This is a genomic window from Candidatus Nitronereus thalassa (genome assembly GCF_032191465.1).
GTDB lineage: Bacteria > Nitrospirota > Nitrospiria > Nitrospirales > UBA8639 > Nitronereus > Nitronereus thalassa.
This window is the reverse complement of the sequence record NZ_JAQOUE010000001.1, coordinates 716,580-731,691: the sequence shown is the minus strand read 5'-3', so window position 1 is coordinate 731,691 and position 15,112 is coordinate 716,580. Positions and strand designations below refer to the sequence as shown.

The window sequence follows — 15,112 nt, the reverse complement described above, 5'->3', positions numbered from 1 at the left end:
GGTTATGTCTGATTTCTAGAGGGAAGATAAAATTCATGTCCACCAATCGTGGCGACCTTATGACCGACTTTAGCCCATTTAGGGGTTCGAGCAATGCGAGGATTATAAAACAGGAGAGCCCCATGGACGATATTCCGCCCATCTTGGACAAGGCGCCAGGCCAAAAGGCTGTCCTTCATTCGCTGTTTATTAAATTTTGCTAGGACTTGGTGAGGTTGTTGACGATTCCATGGTTGAAATTGTTTACGTTTCAAAACCGTTCCTTTTACCGTCCCATCACTTTGATATTTCATTTTCATCCGGTTTCGAATAACAGCCGCGACAGCCATCTTTCCTGCAAAACTTTCCCCCCGTGCCTCGAGATAAATGGTCAATGCGGCGAGGTCGTCGGGGGAGGGGTAATGTTGTCGCAAATCTTCTTTTCTCAACATTGAGGCTAGAGAAGTTCGCGGGCTCCAATCCATGAGGAGCCCTTGGGCTTTAAGTCCTGGTGCTGTGGTCGAAGGAAAAACACCAAGAATCAAGGTGCCCACGATCAGGCCAGTGATGAGTGTTCTCACGTGGGGGGAAGTTAATATCGTAGTGTTCATAGGAAGTTTCTCCACTATACTGAATCTTTTTTGTCGTTGTCACTCTATTCAGCAAAACTTTTCAATCTTTAGAAAATAATCCAGCAAAACACTTACGGTAACCATCGCTTCCGCAATGATTGTGCCAAGTCGGTTTATTGTTGTGGCAAAAAGGCTTTGGCTTATCGAACGTATTGTTTGTTCGAAGTTTTTTATAATGTCGCTATTGATTGAGAGATGAGGGGTAATACATAGGGAAAAATTTTAAATCGGAAAAAAATCTGACAAGTCTGTTCAGTATTTAAGAGGTGTAATCATTTATTCAGTTTTAATATCAAAGAGTTCTTCAACCAAATGAATAAAGAAAAATTCCCGACAGGCTGTTAGGTGAGCGCGCTTATTATCTCATGTTCTTTGTGGCGTTTTTTGTTGTTCACACAGGTTTCGTCTACTTTCTTGGAAGTGAGAGATGGTAAGCTGATAGTAAGATTTAGTGACATCGTGGTTGAATGGGGAGGAAATTTCGATGAGCGGCCTACATCAAAAAAAGAACATCTTGATTAAAGCAGTAGTATTCTCATTGATGATTTTGATTTTTGGGAGCGAAGGCGTGTCCCAGGCTCGTGAGAATCATGAGCCGGCTTCCTCGCATTTGTCTCGAGCCAAAGTGTATTTGGCGGCTGGGGATTACCGAAGGGCGGTAGAAGCCTGTCAACGTAATATTGATGAAAATCCCGCGGTAGAGAGTTATGTCTATCTCATCTATGTGTATGATGCGATTGATGGATACCTCGAGTCGCTGGCCAAGCAGGATAATTGGGGCGAGGTGGGGCGTTTATCGTTGTCGATGGTCAATCGAGGAACGATGGACTTGGTGGATCCTCCAGATATGCTGTCCCGAATGGCGAAGGAAATTCTACAAGAGGGGTTGCGGCAACAATTTGATGTTACAGCAGGGATGGCCAACCGTCTGAACAAATCCCGCTCGGATGAAATGTGGTTGGAACGAACGAAATGGAAAGAGGCCCATCCCGAGAATTGGTGGGCAGGTATTCCCGAATCCTGGAAGTGGTGAGGGGCTAGGAACGTTAACGAATATGATAGGGCGGAGTGAAAACTTCCTCCAAATTAATTATCCCTTTGCCTGGCCGCAATTTGATGGGCTGGGTGAAATTGACTTTTTCACAGGGCCCCGTAGATAAACGACGAGATTGCGGATAAAAAATTAAGGATAAGTCATCGTCATCAACCACATAGACAGTCTGCCCTGGAGGCCCAATCAGCGCCGTGGGAAGCATCCCCTGCCCTCCCTGAATTTGTGAAAATTTAAAATGGGGCTCACCGGCACATTCTTGCGATAAATAGTAAGCTTCTACGCCATCGGGCCCCTTCAGTTGATTCTTCGTTACTCTCAGGGCGATCAAATGCCCTTCGATGGTAAAGGCCACCCATAACGGGTTGGCTTTGTCATTGAACATTCCTAAGACGCTTCCGACTTTGACATCGTTCGAGTCAAATACCGAGAGCTGGGTTCTCGGAAATAGCGTCTGCGCCTGGATGGGAGATGGCATACTGGCAAGAAGGAAAAGCCCTGTCAGCATCCAGTTGAGCCAGTGGGAAAATATGGGTGATTTCCTTGGGATCATCTCAATCAACAATGCGTGCCATAGTAAGGTATTGCGGATAGATTTTTCGTAAGGTGTTTACTAATATTTCGGCAAACGTGAGAAGACTTGAACATTTTTTTTGAAGTATGCGGATATCCCTAAGCCATCCTATGAATTATGTGAAGTTGGTAAGGCTTGCGTGAGGTCAGCGCGAGTTGACACTCTGTAGGGAGGGCTGTACGATGCTGATCCAGGTTTTCTGCTGATAATGTGGCTAAATAATCTTGTGAAGGAGGGTGCTGTGTCGGATCTCGTAGCGCAAGCTGGTGATGCAAACTGGGAAAGTGAAGTGCTTCAATCTCCTGAATTGGTAATGGTGGATTTTTGGGCGGTCTGGTGTGGGCCTTGTCAGATGGTGGCTCCAGTCGTCGAGGAATTAGCCAAGGAATATGAAGGGAAGTTGAAAGTCATGAAGCTCAACACCGATGAAGCCCCAGAAGTCGCGGGGCGTTACCAGATTATGAGTATCCCGACGATCCTCTTTTTTAAAAATGGCGAGCCCGTAGAAAAACTTGTTGGGGCCCGGCCTAAACCTCAGTTTAAGCAAATTATCGATGCCCTCCTCTCGCAGCACTCGGCAACGGCCTAGAGTGCTGTTTCGACCCATGTGATATGCCATGCTCATTGAGCTGCGCATTTCCAATTTTGCCCTGTTTGACCAACTTCAGCTCGAATTCCTTCCTGGATTTAACGTGCTAACCGGCGAAACCGGCGCCGGGAAATCTCTTTTGGTCGATGCCCTGGCGTTGCTACTTGGTGGCCGGGCCGTTGGGGATCAAATTCGGAGTGGGGCGGAAGAAGCCAGTCTGGAAGCCACATTCTCGGTGTCCTCTCTCCCAGCGGTTCAGCAGTGGTTGGCAAATGTCGATCTTGCTGGCTCCGACTCAGAAGAGTTGTTGCTCCGCCGCGTCCTCTCCCGGTCTGGCAGGAATCGTGCCTATATTAATGGGACGGCTTCGCCCATGCATCAATTACAAGAACTTGGCGGGTTGCTGATCGATATTCATGGACAGCATGACCAACAATCATTGCTTTCTGTCCAGGTACAGCTGGAGTTGGTGGATGCTTTTGGTAGGCTTGAAACACAACGAACTGCTTTTGAGGCGGACTATGCGCAGTGGCAAACGCAACAGCGAGAATGGGACCGACTGAATGAGCAATCCAAAGATCGGGTCCGGCGTGAGGAGTTTCTGCAACACGAATTTGAGGAACTCACCAAAGCCGACTTGCAACCTGGTGAAGAAGAATCGCTGCTCCTTGAACATCGCCGTCTGCAAAATAGTGGAAAATTATCCGAGCTGTCCTCCGAAGCCTATTTACTGTTATATGAAGAGGACACGTCAATCCTCTCTCACCTTCAACGCCTCCATCGTGCAGTCCTCGAACTAGGGCAGATAGATCCTACGGCCAAGCCCTGGACCGATACGGTGGCCGAGACTAGTGCGCAGTTGGAAGAATTGGCTCATGCCTGCCGGGATTATCGTGAAGGTATTGATCACGATCCCGATCGTCTCGGACAGATTGACGAACGGTTGGCCCTCCTGCAACGCCTCCGGAAAAAATACCATGAAACGCTTGATGGGCTCATCGCGAGACGAGAAACCCTCCAACACGAATTGTCGGAGTTGTCCGATTTAGATCACCGCCTTCAGACTTTAGAACAGGCCGTGAGCCAAGCTCAGAAGGAAGCCGTCAAGAAAGCCCAAACCTTATCAAAATCTCGAAAAGGCGTGGTGAAGGATCTCCAAGAACGAGTAATGGCTGGATTGGCCGATTTGAAAATGGCGCACACACGATTTCAGGTGCAGTTTGAAACGTTAACTGGTGAAGTGCCCATGGGGCCGACTGGGATGGACCGCGTGGAATATTTATTCTGCGCCAATCCCGGAGAATCACTTCAACCGCTGGGGCGTGTAGCGTCTGGCGGAGAACTGTCTCGTTTGATGTTGGCCATCAAAACGGTCTTAGCCAAAGTCGATCAAGTCCCAGTGTTGGTCTTCGATGAGATTGACACCGGCGTGGGGGGGGATGTGGCCTCAGTTATGGGGCAGCGGCTTAGGGGTCTCGGCCAGTCCCATCAGGTGTTTTGTCTGACACATCTTCCGCAAATTGCCTCACAGGGGTCACAGCATTTTGTTGTGGAAAAGGTCGTGAAGGAGAACCGCACCACGACAAGCGTGAAACTTCTAAATCCATCAGAGCGAAAAGATGAAATCGCTCGCATGTTGGGTGGGGAACAACTCACTACCACCGTCAAAAAAGCCGCCGCCGAAATGCTTCAGGCGTCAGCAAAGGGGCCTCGATCAAAAACCGGGAAGTGAGAGTAGGGACCCTATCCAGGTGAATCCCCCAAATAATTTTTGTAGCTGCACGATCTTATGGTGTCCTCTTCGAATATTTACAATAACCGTGAAGGAAAAGAAGGGGCGGCATGAGATGCCCCAGTTACAAATTTCATGTCATGGAAAAGCCAAGATCATTGCACCTTGGATAGTGAGGTTAAACCACTAAAACGTGATTGGTTCGCTACACCTTCCAAAAAAAGACCACGGCCATGCGTTTAGAGGCCAGCTCGTGTTCCCAGCCAAAATACGAACTTGCCGAATGAATGAGATCTGACTTATAGGCTAGTAAGCGATTAAAGACATACGGTACTTCCAAAATTTCCTCGAACATCGTCGGGTCCATCTGCGCAGGGAGCCCAGGTACTTGGCTCAAGCTCTCATAGGTTCGAGGACAAGCATTGCCGCCGGGCTCTTCGCCAGGGAGATGCAGTCGGTAAAACGAAGTGCCGCAATGCGTGGTTGGCGGGCTGGGATGCAAATACAGCACTGCCGCATAATCACACATGCTGGCGGAATCCACATGCGGGCGGGCTACACCTTCCGATCCTCCACAAATTTGAATATGATTATGGCCGGAGATGCCCATATCGGCAGGGCTTTGTGGTTTCAGTGATGAGACGCCCAGTCCTTTTTTGACACAGTGTTCAATCTGGCTTAATTCATCGTCGGTTAATGCGTGAGGTGCGCGCATGCCCGGCCAGGGTTCGGGGCGCCAGGGAGAACCAAGAGTCCAGGTGCTATTTGCAATGCAACGCTGCGCAATTTCCAAGGCGTTGGGTAGTACGTTATCTTCAACCCAATAGTCAGTTCCAAGCTGTGGCTCGCGAAACGAAAGATCCACTGCCATCATGTGCTCCGATCTATGCTGGTGTGAAAAAAGGATTTGCCTGTTTTAAACTGAATTGTCAGAATGGCAGAATAATCAGGGCCTTCTCTCTGGGTCAAGGATTGGTGGTCAGGTCGGCGCCAAAGGAAACGGTTGAGCATTTCATGGTGTAGGGCAACGATCGGCACATTTCGGATCACACCAATACATTGATCAAGAACTAGGAGTAGAGAAACTCATGCACACCGAACTGCTGGACAGCGTGTCAGAAGAAGTGAACCAAGCCATTGCCCGGTTTCCGCAAGAAACCATCACCAAAATCTATCAAGATCAAGGCGAATTTTTCTCAATCGAACAGTTTTTTCCGCAGGAAGTCATCGATCAATTCATGGCGGAAGTGGAGATTGTGCGTCCCAAGCTCAATCGCAACTATATCCCCACACATAAAAAAGGCGGCAGCGTCAGTCATTATCTGCTGCGCGAATCTGCCCCATCCATTTTGGCCTTTTATCACTCACCGGCGTTTATCGCATGGCTCAGCCACATTGCCGGAGTACCTTTACTCCTCTGTCCCGATGATGACCCCCATGCGTGCGCGTTGTATTTTTATACCGAGGCCGGAGATCACATTGGCTGGCATTACGATACTTCCTACTACAACGGGGAGCGATATACCGTGCTGCTAGGACTCGTCGATCGATCCACCAGCCGGTTGGAGTGCCGGCTCCACACCAAAGAACCGGGTCGAGAGGTCAAGGAACTTAGCCTCACCACCGATCCCGGCTTGCTCATCTTTTTTAATGGCGACAAACTCCACCATGCCGTCACTCCGTCGGCAGAAGGCGAAGAACGCATTGTCCTTACTCTCGAATACGTGACAGACCCCACCATGAGCCGTGGCAAGCGCTGGTTCTCCAACCTCAAAGATGCCTTTTCCTACTTCGGGTTGCCTGCCCTCCTTCGTCAGCCTGGAATGAAGGCCTAAAAACCTAAGGCTGTAAGTGGAGAAATCTTTACAAAAAGCCGAATTTAAAGCCTCCCGACCCCTTTCTAGCCTTGCTAGACTAACTGGCTTGCTGTATTTGCATTTCACAAATGAGTCTGGAATGTTTTTAGTTTGGGGGAGATGTTCTGCGCACTCTGAAATGACCGTTGCAAATTGTTAAAATACGTCGGCTTAAGAAAGTGCGTAAATCGGCACAATTTCCTTAAAATTTTTTGGAATGACTTAGGGGGGATTTATGGCTACTCCAGAAGCACGAAAGGAAAAAATAGCAGAAGCAAAAGATTTAATTAAGGAGTTAGCCGATAAGAAAGCGACATCTCAAGCGAGAACAGAGGAGCTTTCAAGAGATATAAATTTTTTGGAAGCAGTTCCTTTTTTCGAGGAAATGCTCGACATCGTGAAACAATTAAATCAAAGAAGTATTGAAAGACTAGCCCTAACTCAAATCAATCAAATTATAAGCGCTTGCACAAGTCTGAAAAACCTGATTTAAAAAGTAAACGATTTCACGTTAAACCAAAATACACCAGCAGATGTCTGCAAAGCAATAATTCAAGAAGTCAAAAATTCCTATGACGCAATTATGGAACCTTTGACCCTTCCTCTCGCCTATACGGCTACCCAGTCAACAGATTATGCAAAAATTGAAAGGGAGGCTAAAGGTTACCACGCAACAATGAAGGAAGAAGCGGAAGGTTTTAGGAAATCCTTGGAGACCTACAAAAAAGACGCAGAAAAAGCACTTCAAGCTGTTAAGGCCCAAGCCGCAGAAGCTGGTGTTGCAACAAATGCGCAAATATTTTTAACGGACTCAGAAAGCCATGGAAATACGGGCAGAAAATGGCTTGTAGCAACTATCATTGTGTCAATAATTACTCTGCTTGTGGCCGGCAAGTTTTTCTTCCTTAGTTTTGATTACAAACCAGAATCAACCGCAATTGCGATTCAATATGTAGTCAGTAAGTTAATTTTACTTTCGGCGTTATCATTTAGCGTTTTCTGGTGTTCTCGGAATTATAGGTCTTGCAAACACAACGAAACCTTGAATAAGCATAGGGCAAACGCACTCATGACATTTAGAGCATTTGTTGAAGGTAGTGGCGATCAACAAATAAAAGAAGCCATCCTTTTACAAGCTGCCCAGGCGGCATTTGTTAATCGGTCAACAGGATATGAGACCCAGGAAAAAGAAATGCAAACCATAAACCCTGTTGTCGAAATATTGGGGAAATCCGTTTCCAAAACGGCTAATTCCTAATTGACTAGATACCGGTAAAACAAAGAAATAAACCTTAAGAACCTTAAGAAAAAAAGGTCACGTCTTGCAAGACCACCTACCTATTCCTTGCCTGCCTTTAATGTGATGTCGATCATCATGTCGTTGGCGAGTTGTTCGAAGGCAGCACGGATTTGGTCGAACTCGATCCTGGCGGGTGGAACAAGGTCTGCCTCGGCGCGAAAGAGGCGCTCTCCGGACATGGGTGTACTCTCAACGATAGTTTGAAGTTTTTGAACGCTGTCACTCAACGCCCGAGAAATTTCTCGAACGATTCCAGGTCGGTCCTGTCCAAACAGCTCCGCCGACAAAAAGACTCCCGACCCTTTCTATTTCGCCTTTTCGGCCCGCCAGTTCAGGATCGATCGTTACACCAACTCAGTCACCCAGACGCCGACATACAGTTCCGACCCAGGAGGCCCAACGAAGGAGCCGGCGATTGGCGGCACTGATTCCGGCAACCTTGCCACCGCCACAGCAATGTGTTTGGTTCCAACAATTTCTCCACAGGAAGGATCGAACCCCTTCCAACCTGCACCTGGCAAGTACACTTCGGCCCAGGCATGAGTTGCCCCGTAATCAACTGTTGATGGCGGAGCATGAAGGTACCCGCTCACAAAACGTGAAGCGAGGCCCAAACGCCGTGCAGCTTCCATAAAGAGATACGCGAAATCACGGCAAGAGCCAGTCCCCAGAGACAGCGTTTCGGCGACGGTTTGCACACCAAATTCTTCGCGTAATTGATAGGTCAGCGATTGATGAATGTGAGTGTTTAGGCGCTGCAATAAAACGTAGGTCTGAACCTGATCTCCTGCCTGCCATATATTTGCTACCCATTTCCTCAGCACGTCTTCGGAAGTGGACTCGGCCAACGTGATATAGGGTTCCAGCAAAATCTTGTCGTCGGGTTGATAGGCAAACGGGTACTCAATGGCGTAGTTGGCTACCAGAAATTCGAGTGGTGCCTCGTTAAAATGCTGGATGATGACTTCGCTCTCAAATACAAGCTGGGAGGCAGGCACATCGAAAGTCGCGGTGGCCACCGAATTCCCTTCCACATCCCTACACCAATGCAGAATAGCCGGCGGGGTGATGTTGAGGGTTGAAGACTCAATCCGTAGTTCATGGTCTTCTCTGGGACGCAGACGTAGGGTATGGGGTCCGAGTTTCACCTCACCGGAATAATTATAATAGGTACGATGAAGAATTTTATAGCGCTGCATATTTCAGCTTAATCTGGCCCCTGAGTGCTAGCCGAAAGGCATCCGGGGAAGATTTGGGATCCGGCATGAGTATGGATTTGTTTGACGGAATATTGATGTTGAAAAAAGACTGGCATCTAAAAGAAATGTGGGGCAGGTGTTGGAATGCTCCCTCCCTATCCCTTTCCCGTTTTTAGGGTGATGTCGATCATCATGTCATTGGCGAGTTGTTCGAGGGCGGCGCGGATTTGGTCAAACTCGACTCTGGCTGGGGGAACGAGTTCCGCCTCGGCGCGAAAGAGGCGCTCTCCGGACATGGGTGCACTCTCGACAACGGTTCGAAGTTCTTGAACACTGACACCCAGTGCGGCCAATGCCCGAGAAATCTCTCGGACGATTCCAGGTCGGTCTTGGCCTATCAGCTCGAGTCGTAATGTTTCTCGATGGTCTACGACCGCAAGCGCCCAGTCGCTATCCACTACATTTACGGCAAGGCCTCGGTCGGCGAGTGTGGGAAGCGACCCGAGCAGCCCCTCTGCACGGTCCTCGGGGAGGTGGATTTGGACCACTCCTGCAAAGTGGCCGGCCAGGCGTGCCATGCGGCTTTCATCCCAGCTTCCGTCGTGTTGAGTGACGAGATCTGCCAATGCTTCTACCAAACCCAGTTTATCTTTGCCGATGACGGTCAGAACCAATGCACGTGCCATATGTTTTCATTCCTCAATATAGTTTGTCTCATCGAATTTTGACGAGACGATGATTGTCCCCACACCCCATTTTGATTATTTGATTTGCAGATTACAACTTTCAGGGGTTTTCTCTTTACAAAAGGAACTGTAGGCACACCTTACCCCTGATCCCTTTCTCGCGTTGTGGTTCAATGCCCCATCAATTTTGGTTGTCGATAGGACCTTTCCTGAAGAAAAGGTTCTGGTTGGCTAGGACCTGGTCATTAAAATAATGAAGAACAAAAGCATAAGTTGGGGAATATTTTCACCGAAGAAGGTATCACACCATGGACTCGACGATCCTGGATGTATTAGAGTTGCCGGCGCAACTGATTGGCGATCGGAGACAAGACAATGATGCCAAGAAACTACAGAGATTTTCAGAGCATTCGTCGAGACTACCTACTTGATGGAATCTTAAGGACCCTGCGGAGTTCTCTTGCGGCTTCTCCAGAAGTGGCAGGTTCCGAATTTGTTACTTCAACCATCATCACGAGTTTTCTGGAATCCTACGAACCAGATCAGCTATTGACTCATCTTGGTGGCTGTGGAGTCGCCGCGGTCTATGAAGGTCGAAACCCTGGGCCGACCATCATGATCCGGTGTGAATTGGACGGGCTTTCTGTAGAGGATGCCGACAAAACCCACTGGCTCGCCCCAGAATCGAATATTGCCCACCGATGCGGTCATGATGGGCATATGGCCATTGTGGCAGGCCTGGCGCCGCTGCTTTGCCGAGAGAGGCCCCGTTGTGGGCGTGTGGTGTTATTGTTTCAGCCGGCGGAGGAAACAGGAAAAGGCGCACTGGCGATTATTGATGATCCGAACTTCGAAAAGGTTCGGCCAGACTATGCCATGACCCTGCACAATCTCCCTGGTTTTCCCAGGGGGCATATTGTGTATCGCCGTGGCACGTTTGCCAGTGCTTCGGTTGGCATGAAGGTTCGCCTGCTTGGTCAGGCGTCTCACGCGGCTGAGCCGGATCAGGCTCGCTCGCCGGCGAATGCGGTTCGCCAGCTTCTTGTGGAACTTCCTGCATTGAGCAAAGTGACGAACAACCCCTATTGTATGCTTACGCTGACTCATGCGCAGTTGGGGCTCCTCTCGTTTGGGCTGACACCGGGAGAAGCGACCGTATGTGCCACGCTGCGTGCAGGGTCGGTCTCGGCCCTTCAAATCTTACGATGGGAAGCTGAACAATGTGTGCGTCATTGCGCCGCCGCGGATTTGCTCGGTGTGGAAGTCGAGTGGGTTGAGGAGTTTCCAGCGACCGAAAGCCACGATCTTCTAATTGATATATTGGAGCGGGTCTGCCTTGAAAACAATATTGCATCCACCGAGATTCCCAAACCGTTTCGGTGGTCCGAGGACTTTGGGCATTTTGCCCGCATTTGTCCAATTCTCCATTTTGGTCTTGGAATTGGCGAGCAGGCCTCGGGTCTCCATCAACCGGATTATCAGTTCTGCGACGACATGATCATGGTTGGAGTAAGTGGGTATTTTGAAATGGTGCACTTATTATTGATGGAATACGAATGTGGCCAGGAGAAAGCCGTTATTGGTATGTGATGGTCATGCTACTTTCACGGAGTCCATCCTTGTTGGCCTCCGAAACAAGATAATTGTATCCAAAGAGATACGAACGTGTATCTGAATGGATACGAAGAAGAGTATTCGATGTAGTAATTTTTCTTGCAAGGAAAACCTCATTATCCTCCACAATTCTGTATGCTCCCCTGTTTTAGTCCCTTACTCGTTCCACTCTCACACCAAAATTATCTTCTATATAAGCATGGCTAAGATTTTGCCTTATTTTTGAATATTGGATTTGTGCGACGGGAAACCTAATATCGGGGTATCTTGGCCTGGTGAAAGCAAGAGAGATTTTGGAGAGCACTCGCATTGACAGGGATCTCAAAACGGGGTATCTGAGGAGGGCGTATACTTGGTTAATGATAGGAGGCCTTGATAATTGCTCGCGTGAGTAAGGAGTTAGTCCGACCCTTTTCTCGTCTTGAAGTTACTGCCTTGAATTGCCTGAAACCCTGATTCTTCTTTCCTCTCGCATAGGAGGTGCGTTATGGAATATGTGGTGGTGCATTTTGTAGAGCCTCGGCAAGTACTTGTGGATGATGTCCCGTTAGGTTCTACCGAGGATACCCTCGAAGTTGATGAAGGGCATCATTCCTTCTCTCTGGAAGGGACTCCTGACTTTACCCCAACATCGATTGAGACGGCGGTTACTGATACTTCCGTTTTAGATCCCCTCGTCCTGACCTTCACGCCTTTGACGCCTCACATGTCGCACCGAACCGGCACCGATGACCCCTCACGCTTTCCTTCCAGTCCCGAGGCTTCCAATGGTTAACCGATGGATTGTCCTCGTGGCCTTATGTTTTGCCTCGTCGGGTTGCGCCACCTTCCCCGAAAATACGCCATTGTCGAAATACGATCCACAGGCTGGCTATCGTTTTGGCAATTTATCGGCGCCTTCGAATTCAGACAAACTATTTGTAATTTTAACGTTTTCTGGAGGTGGGACCCGCGCAGCAGCTCTTTCCTACGGTGTGCTGGAAACCTTGCGAGATACGACCATTGCAGTGGATGGAGAGACGCGGCGTCTACTCGATGAAGTGGATGTGATTTCTTCCGTGTCGGGGGGCAGTTTTACCTCAGCTTATTATGCGTTGTTCCGTGAGAAAATTTTCGTCGATTTTACGGAGACTATGCTCTATCGCGACATCGAAGGTGATCTGTTGTCGGGATTGTTGAATCCTGGAAACTGGGGCAAACTCCTTTCGCCGACGTATAGCCGCTCGGATATGGCTGCGGAGTACTATGATGAGCATATTTTTCAAGGCAAGACGTTCGCAGCATTGGTGGCTGATGGTCGTCGTCCCTTTATTCTTTTAAATGCGACGGATGTATCCTTGGGGGCGTCGTTTCGTTTTAGCCAAGATGGCTTTGATTGGCTCTGTTCGGATTTAAGCTCGCTGCCCGTGGCACGAGCCGTAACTTCTTCGTCGGCGTTTCCGATAGCCTTTCCTCCCCTGACCCTTCGAAATTTTCCTATCAATCGTTGTCAGTATACACCACCCAAATGGGTGAAATTTGCCTTGAAAGACTTTTCCCTCAATCCTCGGCGATATCGGCAGGCCCAAAATTTAATGTCCTATTTAGGTGAGGATCGACCGTTTATTCATTTGGTGGATGGCGGCATTGGGGACAATATCGGTCTGAGAGCCCCGCTTGAAGCCATGTCCTCGTCGGACAGTTCGTGGTCGATTCAAGAGCGCATCAATTCTGGAGCGATTGAACGGTTGGTGGTAATTATCGTCGATGCCAAGACCATGCCGCCGACAACCTTGGATCAGGAGGCAGATCCCCCTGGGGTTGCGACCGTATTGGAAAAAGCCGCGACGGTGCCAATGGATAATTTTTCCTTTGATACGATTGACTTGCTGAGAGACGGATTTCAAGAACGAAAGAAGGCGGCTCAAAATGTCCGTGCCTGTGCGAAAAAATTGAAAGATGCCTGCAATGCAGATCTGGGTATTGCACCGCCTCCATATCCTGCGCAATATCGAATCCATGTTAACTTTGAAGCCATTGCCGATCCGAAACAGCGCGAATATTTTCTGACGCTTCCGACGACCTTGACCTTGCCCAAGGATCAGGTAGACAAGATTGTGGGGATGGGCCAAACCTTGCTCCGAGAATCTCCTGAATTTCAAAAATTACTGAAAGATTTGCAAGAGGGTCTTTAAAGCGGCAATGAATGGCCGTGGCCTGTTTGAAGGAGGTCCTTAATGTCTAGGCTTCATGAGAGAATTTAAGAGAGGAAATATATTTAGGGATAGGTGGTGCTTAATCTTCACGGATGAGTACCACGGTGATGTTATCTTTTCCTCCTAATTGATTGGCGCGATCGACGAGCGCCTGGCATTGTTCCTGGGCCGTCTTTGTGGAATTCTCCTGCAAGACTTCAAGTATGTTGTTGTCGCTCATCATTTTGACAAGGCCGTCGCTACACAAAAGAATTGCATCTTTTTCTTCAAGCTCCTGAAGGAAGATCTCAGGTTCGACGGTTGACTCTACGCCGACGGCGCGGGTGAGCACATGTCCCAAGGGGTGGCTTGAGGAGGTGGATCGTGGCAGGAGGCCGACTTGTATGCGTTCTTCCAGCAAGGTGTGGTCTCTGGTCAAGGCCGTGATGAATTGAGCTCGGATGAGATATGCCCGGCTATCTCCCGCATGGAGGATAAAGGTTTTTTTCCATTGAGGATTCGGCATAAAGGCGAGCACGATAGTCGTTCCCATTCCCTGCAACTCGGGTTGGGCTTTTGCTTGTTTGCGAATTTCCATGTTGGCCTGAGCGATGGAGGTTTCCAATACCGGAGCCCACTTTTCTACGGTCGTGGGTGGTTGGTGAAGTAAAAATTTACGAATGGTTTCCACTGCCAATTGGCTGGCCACATCGCCCCCCGCATGGCCTCCCATGCCGTCGGCTACGATCCAAAGGCCAAGATCGTCATCGAGCAGTAGGGTGTCTTGATTGGCGGTGCGCGTTCGGCCCACGTCGGTGAGGCCGAATCCAGTCCATTCCGGTTTCATCGGCATGCGGTGACACTCACAGGTCCGTATCTTTGAGAAAATTCTTCATAAATATGATCTGCCAGCGGTTCTAAATTCCGAACATCCGCTTCATTATATTGACACAGGGTAATTCTCGCGTCCGTGTCTCCGGCCTGCCACGCATGCCAAAGACGAACGGCATCCCAACCATCCAGGCCTTGAATGCCTTGGTCACGCTCGAATCCTAATTCACGTTCAATATGTTTTAATCCTCCACGAAGGCCAAGGCGTCTGGCCGCAAAGCACAAATCAAAATGGGCATGATCCAAAATAAGGTTGGGATATGTCGTTCGCAGATACGGGACGTCAAAGCCGGTTCCAAAAAAAGTCACGAGCAAATCATATTTGTCGAACTCTTCCTGTAGCCGTTGCTCAGTCAGGGAATCATCTTTGACCAAGGTCGTCGTTGTTCCGTTCGCAAAGAATCCTACAACAGTAATGGCTCCATATCCGGCTGGTTCGCCAGTTGTTTCAATATCTACAAAAGCCGTTCGTGAACGGTACGCTTCGAGAAACCGCCAATGATCTTTTGACTTAAATCGCTTAGCGAGATTTCGCCATTGACCGTGAGTGAATTCCTTGGAAATTTCTTCAATCTCGTCATCATACATTGGTTTTCTCGATGGGGATACTCCCGGCAGATCTGTCGATTGTAAAAAGTCGTTCCAATGAGTAATACCTTGTTCCCAGAGTCGTTTTTCTGTGGTTTCGCCGATGCCGTTGAGGAAAATGAAGGAGGATTCGAGCATGCGTGTCGCTGGGAGAATCGTGGTGAATTCTTGATTTGGCGTGTAGGAACAAGCTACAGTCAAACCATGGATTTATCAAGATAACGAGATTATTTTTGTGGGGCAGAGG

At 48.8% G+C, this 15,112-nt stretch carries 17 protein-coding genes; 9 read left to right on the top strand and 8 right to left on the bottom strand.

The features are described 5' to 3' along the window. Positions 1 to 2: 2 nt before the first annotated feature. Positions 3 to 590: a cell wall hydrolase gene (locus PPG34_RS03475; RefSeq protein WP_313831747.1), complete on the bottom strand. Its 588-nt coding sequence runs from the start codon at positions 588 to 590 to the stop codon at positions 3 to 5. Positions 591 to 1,095: 505 nt separating this feature from the next. Between PPG34_RS03475 and PPG34_RS03470 the strand changes: the two genes are divergently transcribed. Beyond that, positions 1,096 to 1,644 (top strand): hypothetical protein, encoded by a 549-nt coding sequence (locus tag PPG34_RS03470; RefSeq protein WP_313831746.1) that lies wholly within the window; start codon positions 1,096 to 1,098, stop codon positions 1,642 to 1,644. A 13-nt stretch (positions 1,645 to 1,657) separates the two neighbouring features. Here the strand turns inward: PPG34_RS03470 and PPG34_RS03465 are convergent, their stop codons facing one another. Beyond that, positions 1,658 to 2,170, bottom strand: a complete 513-nt coding sequence (locus tag PPG34_RS03465; RefSeq protein ID WP_313831745.1) for a hypothetical protein — start codon at positions 2,168 to 2,170, stop codon at positions 1,658 to 1,660. A gap of 307 nt (positions 2,171 to 2,477) precedes the next feature. Here PPG34_RS03465 and trxA point away from each other — a divergent pair, with 307 nt between their 5' ends. Further along, positions 2,478 to 2,825 carry a thioredoxin gene (gene trxA / locus PPG34_RS03460; protein ID WP_313831744.1) on the top strand — a complete coding sequence of 116 codons (348 nt, stop codon included), beginning with the start codon at positions 2,478 to 2,480 and terminating at the stop codon, positions 2,823 to 2,825. 28 nt (positions 2,826 to 2,853) lie between these two features. Further along, positions 2,854 to 4,557, top strand: a complete 1,704-nt coding sequence (gene recN / locus PPG34_RS03455; protein ID WP_313831743.1) for a DNA repair protein RecN — start codon at positions 2,854 to 2,856, stop codon at positions 4,555 to 4,557. Between the two features lie 205 nt (positions 4,558 to 4,762). Here recN and PPG34_RS03450 read toward each other — a convergent pair whose 3' ends face one another. Further along, positions 4,763 to 5,428 (bottom strand): DUF6445 family protein, encoded by a 666-nt coding sequence (locus tag PPG34_RS03450; RefSeq protein WP_313831742.1) that lies wholly within the window; start codon positions 5,426 to 5,428, stop codon positions 4,763 to 4,765. Positions 5,429 to 5,645: 217 nt separating this feature from the next. Here PPG34_RS03450 and PPG34_RS03445 point away from each other — a divergent pair, with 217 nt between their 5' ends. The 3 genes from PPG34_RS03445 (at position 5,646) to PPG34_RS03435 (ending at position 7,671) form a co-directional block, all read left to right on the top strand. After that, positions 5,646 to 6,392, top strand: coding sequence for a HalD/BesD family halogenase (locus PPG34_RS03445; protein ID WP_313831741.1), 747 nt, complete (start codon positions 5,646 to 5,648; stop codon positions 6,390 to 6,392). Positions 6,393 to 6,648: 256 nt separating this feature from the next. Further along, the gene (locus tag PPG34_RS03440) at positions 6,649 to 6,906 is read left to right on the top strand and encodes a hypothetical protein (protein ID WP_313831740.1); all 258 of its coding nucleotides are present in this window, start codon (positions 6,649 to 6,651) and stop codon (positions 6,904 to 6,906) included. A 90-nt stretch (positions 6,907 to 6,996) separates the two neighbouring features. Then, complete coding sequence (locus tag PPG34_RS03435) at positions 6,997 to 7,671, top strand: hypothetical protein (protein WP_313831739.1); 675 nt, start codon at positions 6,997 to 6,999, stop codon at positions 7,669 to 7,671. 80 nt (positions 7,672 to 7,751) lie between these two features. Here PPG34_RS03435 and PPG34_RS03430 read toward each other — a convergent pair whose 3' ends face one another. The 3 genes from PPG34_RS03430 to PPG34_RS03420 form a co-directional block, all read right to left on the bottom strand. Further along, positions 7,752 to 8,000, bottom strand: coding sequence for an ACT domain-containing protein (locus PPG34_RS03430; RefSeq protein ID WP_313831738.1), 249 nt, complete (start codon positions 7,998 to 8,000; stop codon positions 7,752 to 7,754). Positions 8,001 to 8,057: 57 nt separating this feature from the next. Then, positions 8,058 to 8,912 carry a transglutaminase family protein gene (locus PPG34_RS03425; protein WP_313831737.1) on the bottom strand — a complete coding sequence of 285 codons (855 nt, stop codon included), beginning with the start codon at positions 8,910 to 8,912 and terminating at the stop codon, positions 8,058 to 8,060. 155 nt (positions 8,913 to 9,067) lie between these two features. Next, positions 9,068 to 9,598 (bottom strand): glycine cleavage system transcriptional repressor, encoded by a 531-nt coding sequence (locus PPG34_RS03420; protein WP_313831736.1) that lies wholly within the window; start codon positions 9,596 to 9,598, stop codon positions 9,068 to 9,070. 375 nt (positions 9,599 to 9,973) lie between these two features. Here PPG34_RS03420 and PPG34_RS03415 point away from each other — a divergent pair, with 375 nt between their 5' ends. The 3 genes from PPG34_RS03415 (at position 9,974) to PPG34_RS03405 (ending at position 13,386) form a co-directional block, all read left to right on the top strand. After that, positions 9,974 to 11,188: an amidohydrolase gene (locus PPG34_RS03415; protein WP_313831735.1), complete on the top strand. Its 1,215-nt coding sequence runs from the start codon at positions 9,974 to 9,976 to the stop codon at positions 11,186 to 11,188. Between the two features lie 511 nt (positions 11,189 to 11,699). Further along, positions 11,700 to 11,987, top strand: a complete 288-nt coding sequence (locus PPG34_RS03410; RefSeq protein ID WP_313831734.1) for a hypothetical protein — start codon at positions 11,700 to 11,702, stop codon at positions 11,985 to 11,987. Next, a complete protein-coding gene (locus tag PPG34_RS03405; RefSeq protein ID WP_313831733.1) occupies positions 11,980 to 13,386 on the top strand; it encodes a patatin-like phospholipase family protein in 1,407 nt (468 codons plus the stop codon). The genes PPG34_RS03410 and PPG34_RS03405 overlap by 8 nt, the downstream gene beginning before the upstream one ends. 100 nt (positions 13,387 to 13,486) lie before the next feature. Here PPG34_RS03405 and PPG34_RS03400 read toward each other — a convergent pair whose 3' ends face one another. Next, complete coding sequence (locus PPG34_RS03400; RefSeq protein WP_313831732.1) at positions 13,487 to 14,239, bottom strand: Stp1/IreP family PP2C-type Ser/Thr phosphatase; 753 nt, start codon at positions 14,237 to 14,239, stop codon at positions 13,487 to 13,489. Further along, positions 14,230 to 15,066 carry a ribonuclease H-like domain-containing protein gene (locus PPG34_RS03395; protein WP_313831731.1) on the bottom strand — a complete coding sequence of 279 codons (837 nt, stop codon included), beginning with the start codon at positions 15,064 to 15,066 and terminating at the stop codon, positions 14,230 to 14,232. Before PPG34_RS03395 ends, PPG34_RS03400 begins: the two co-directional genes overlap by 10 nt. Positions 15,067 to 15,112 lie beyond the last annotated feature (46 nt).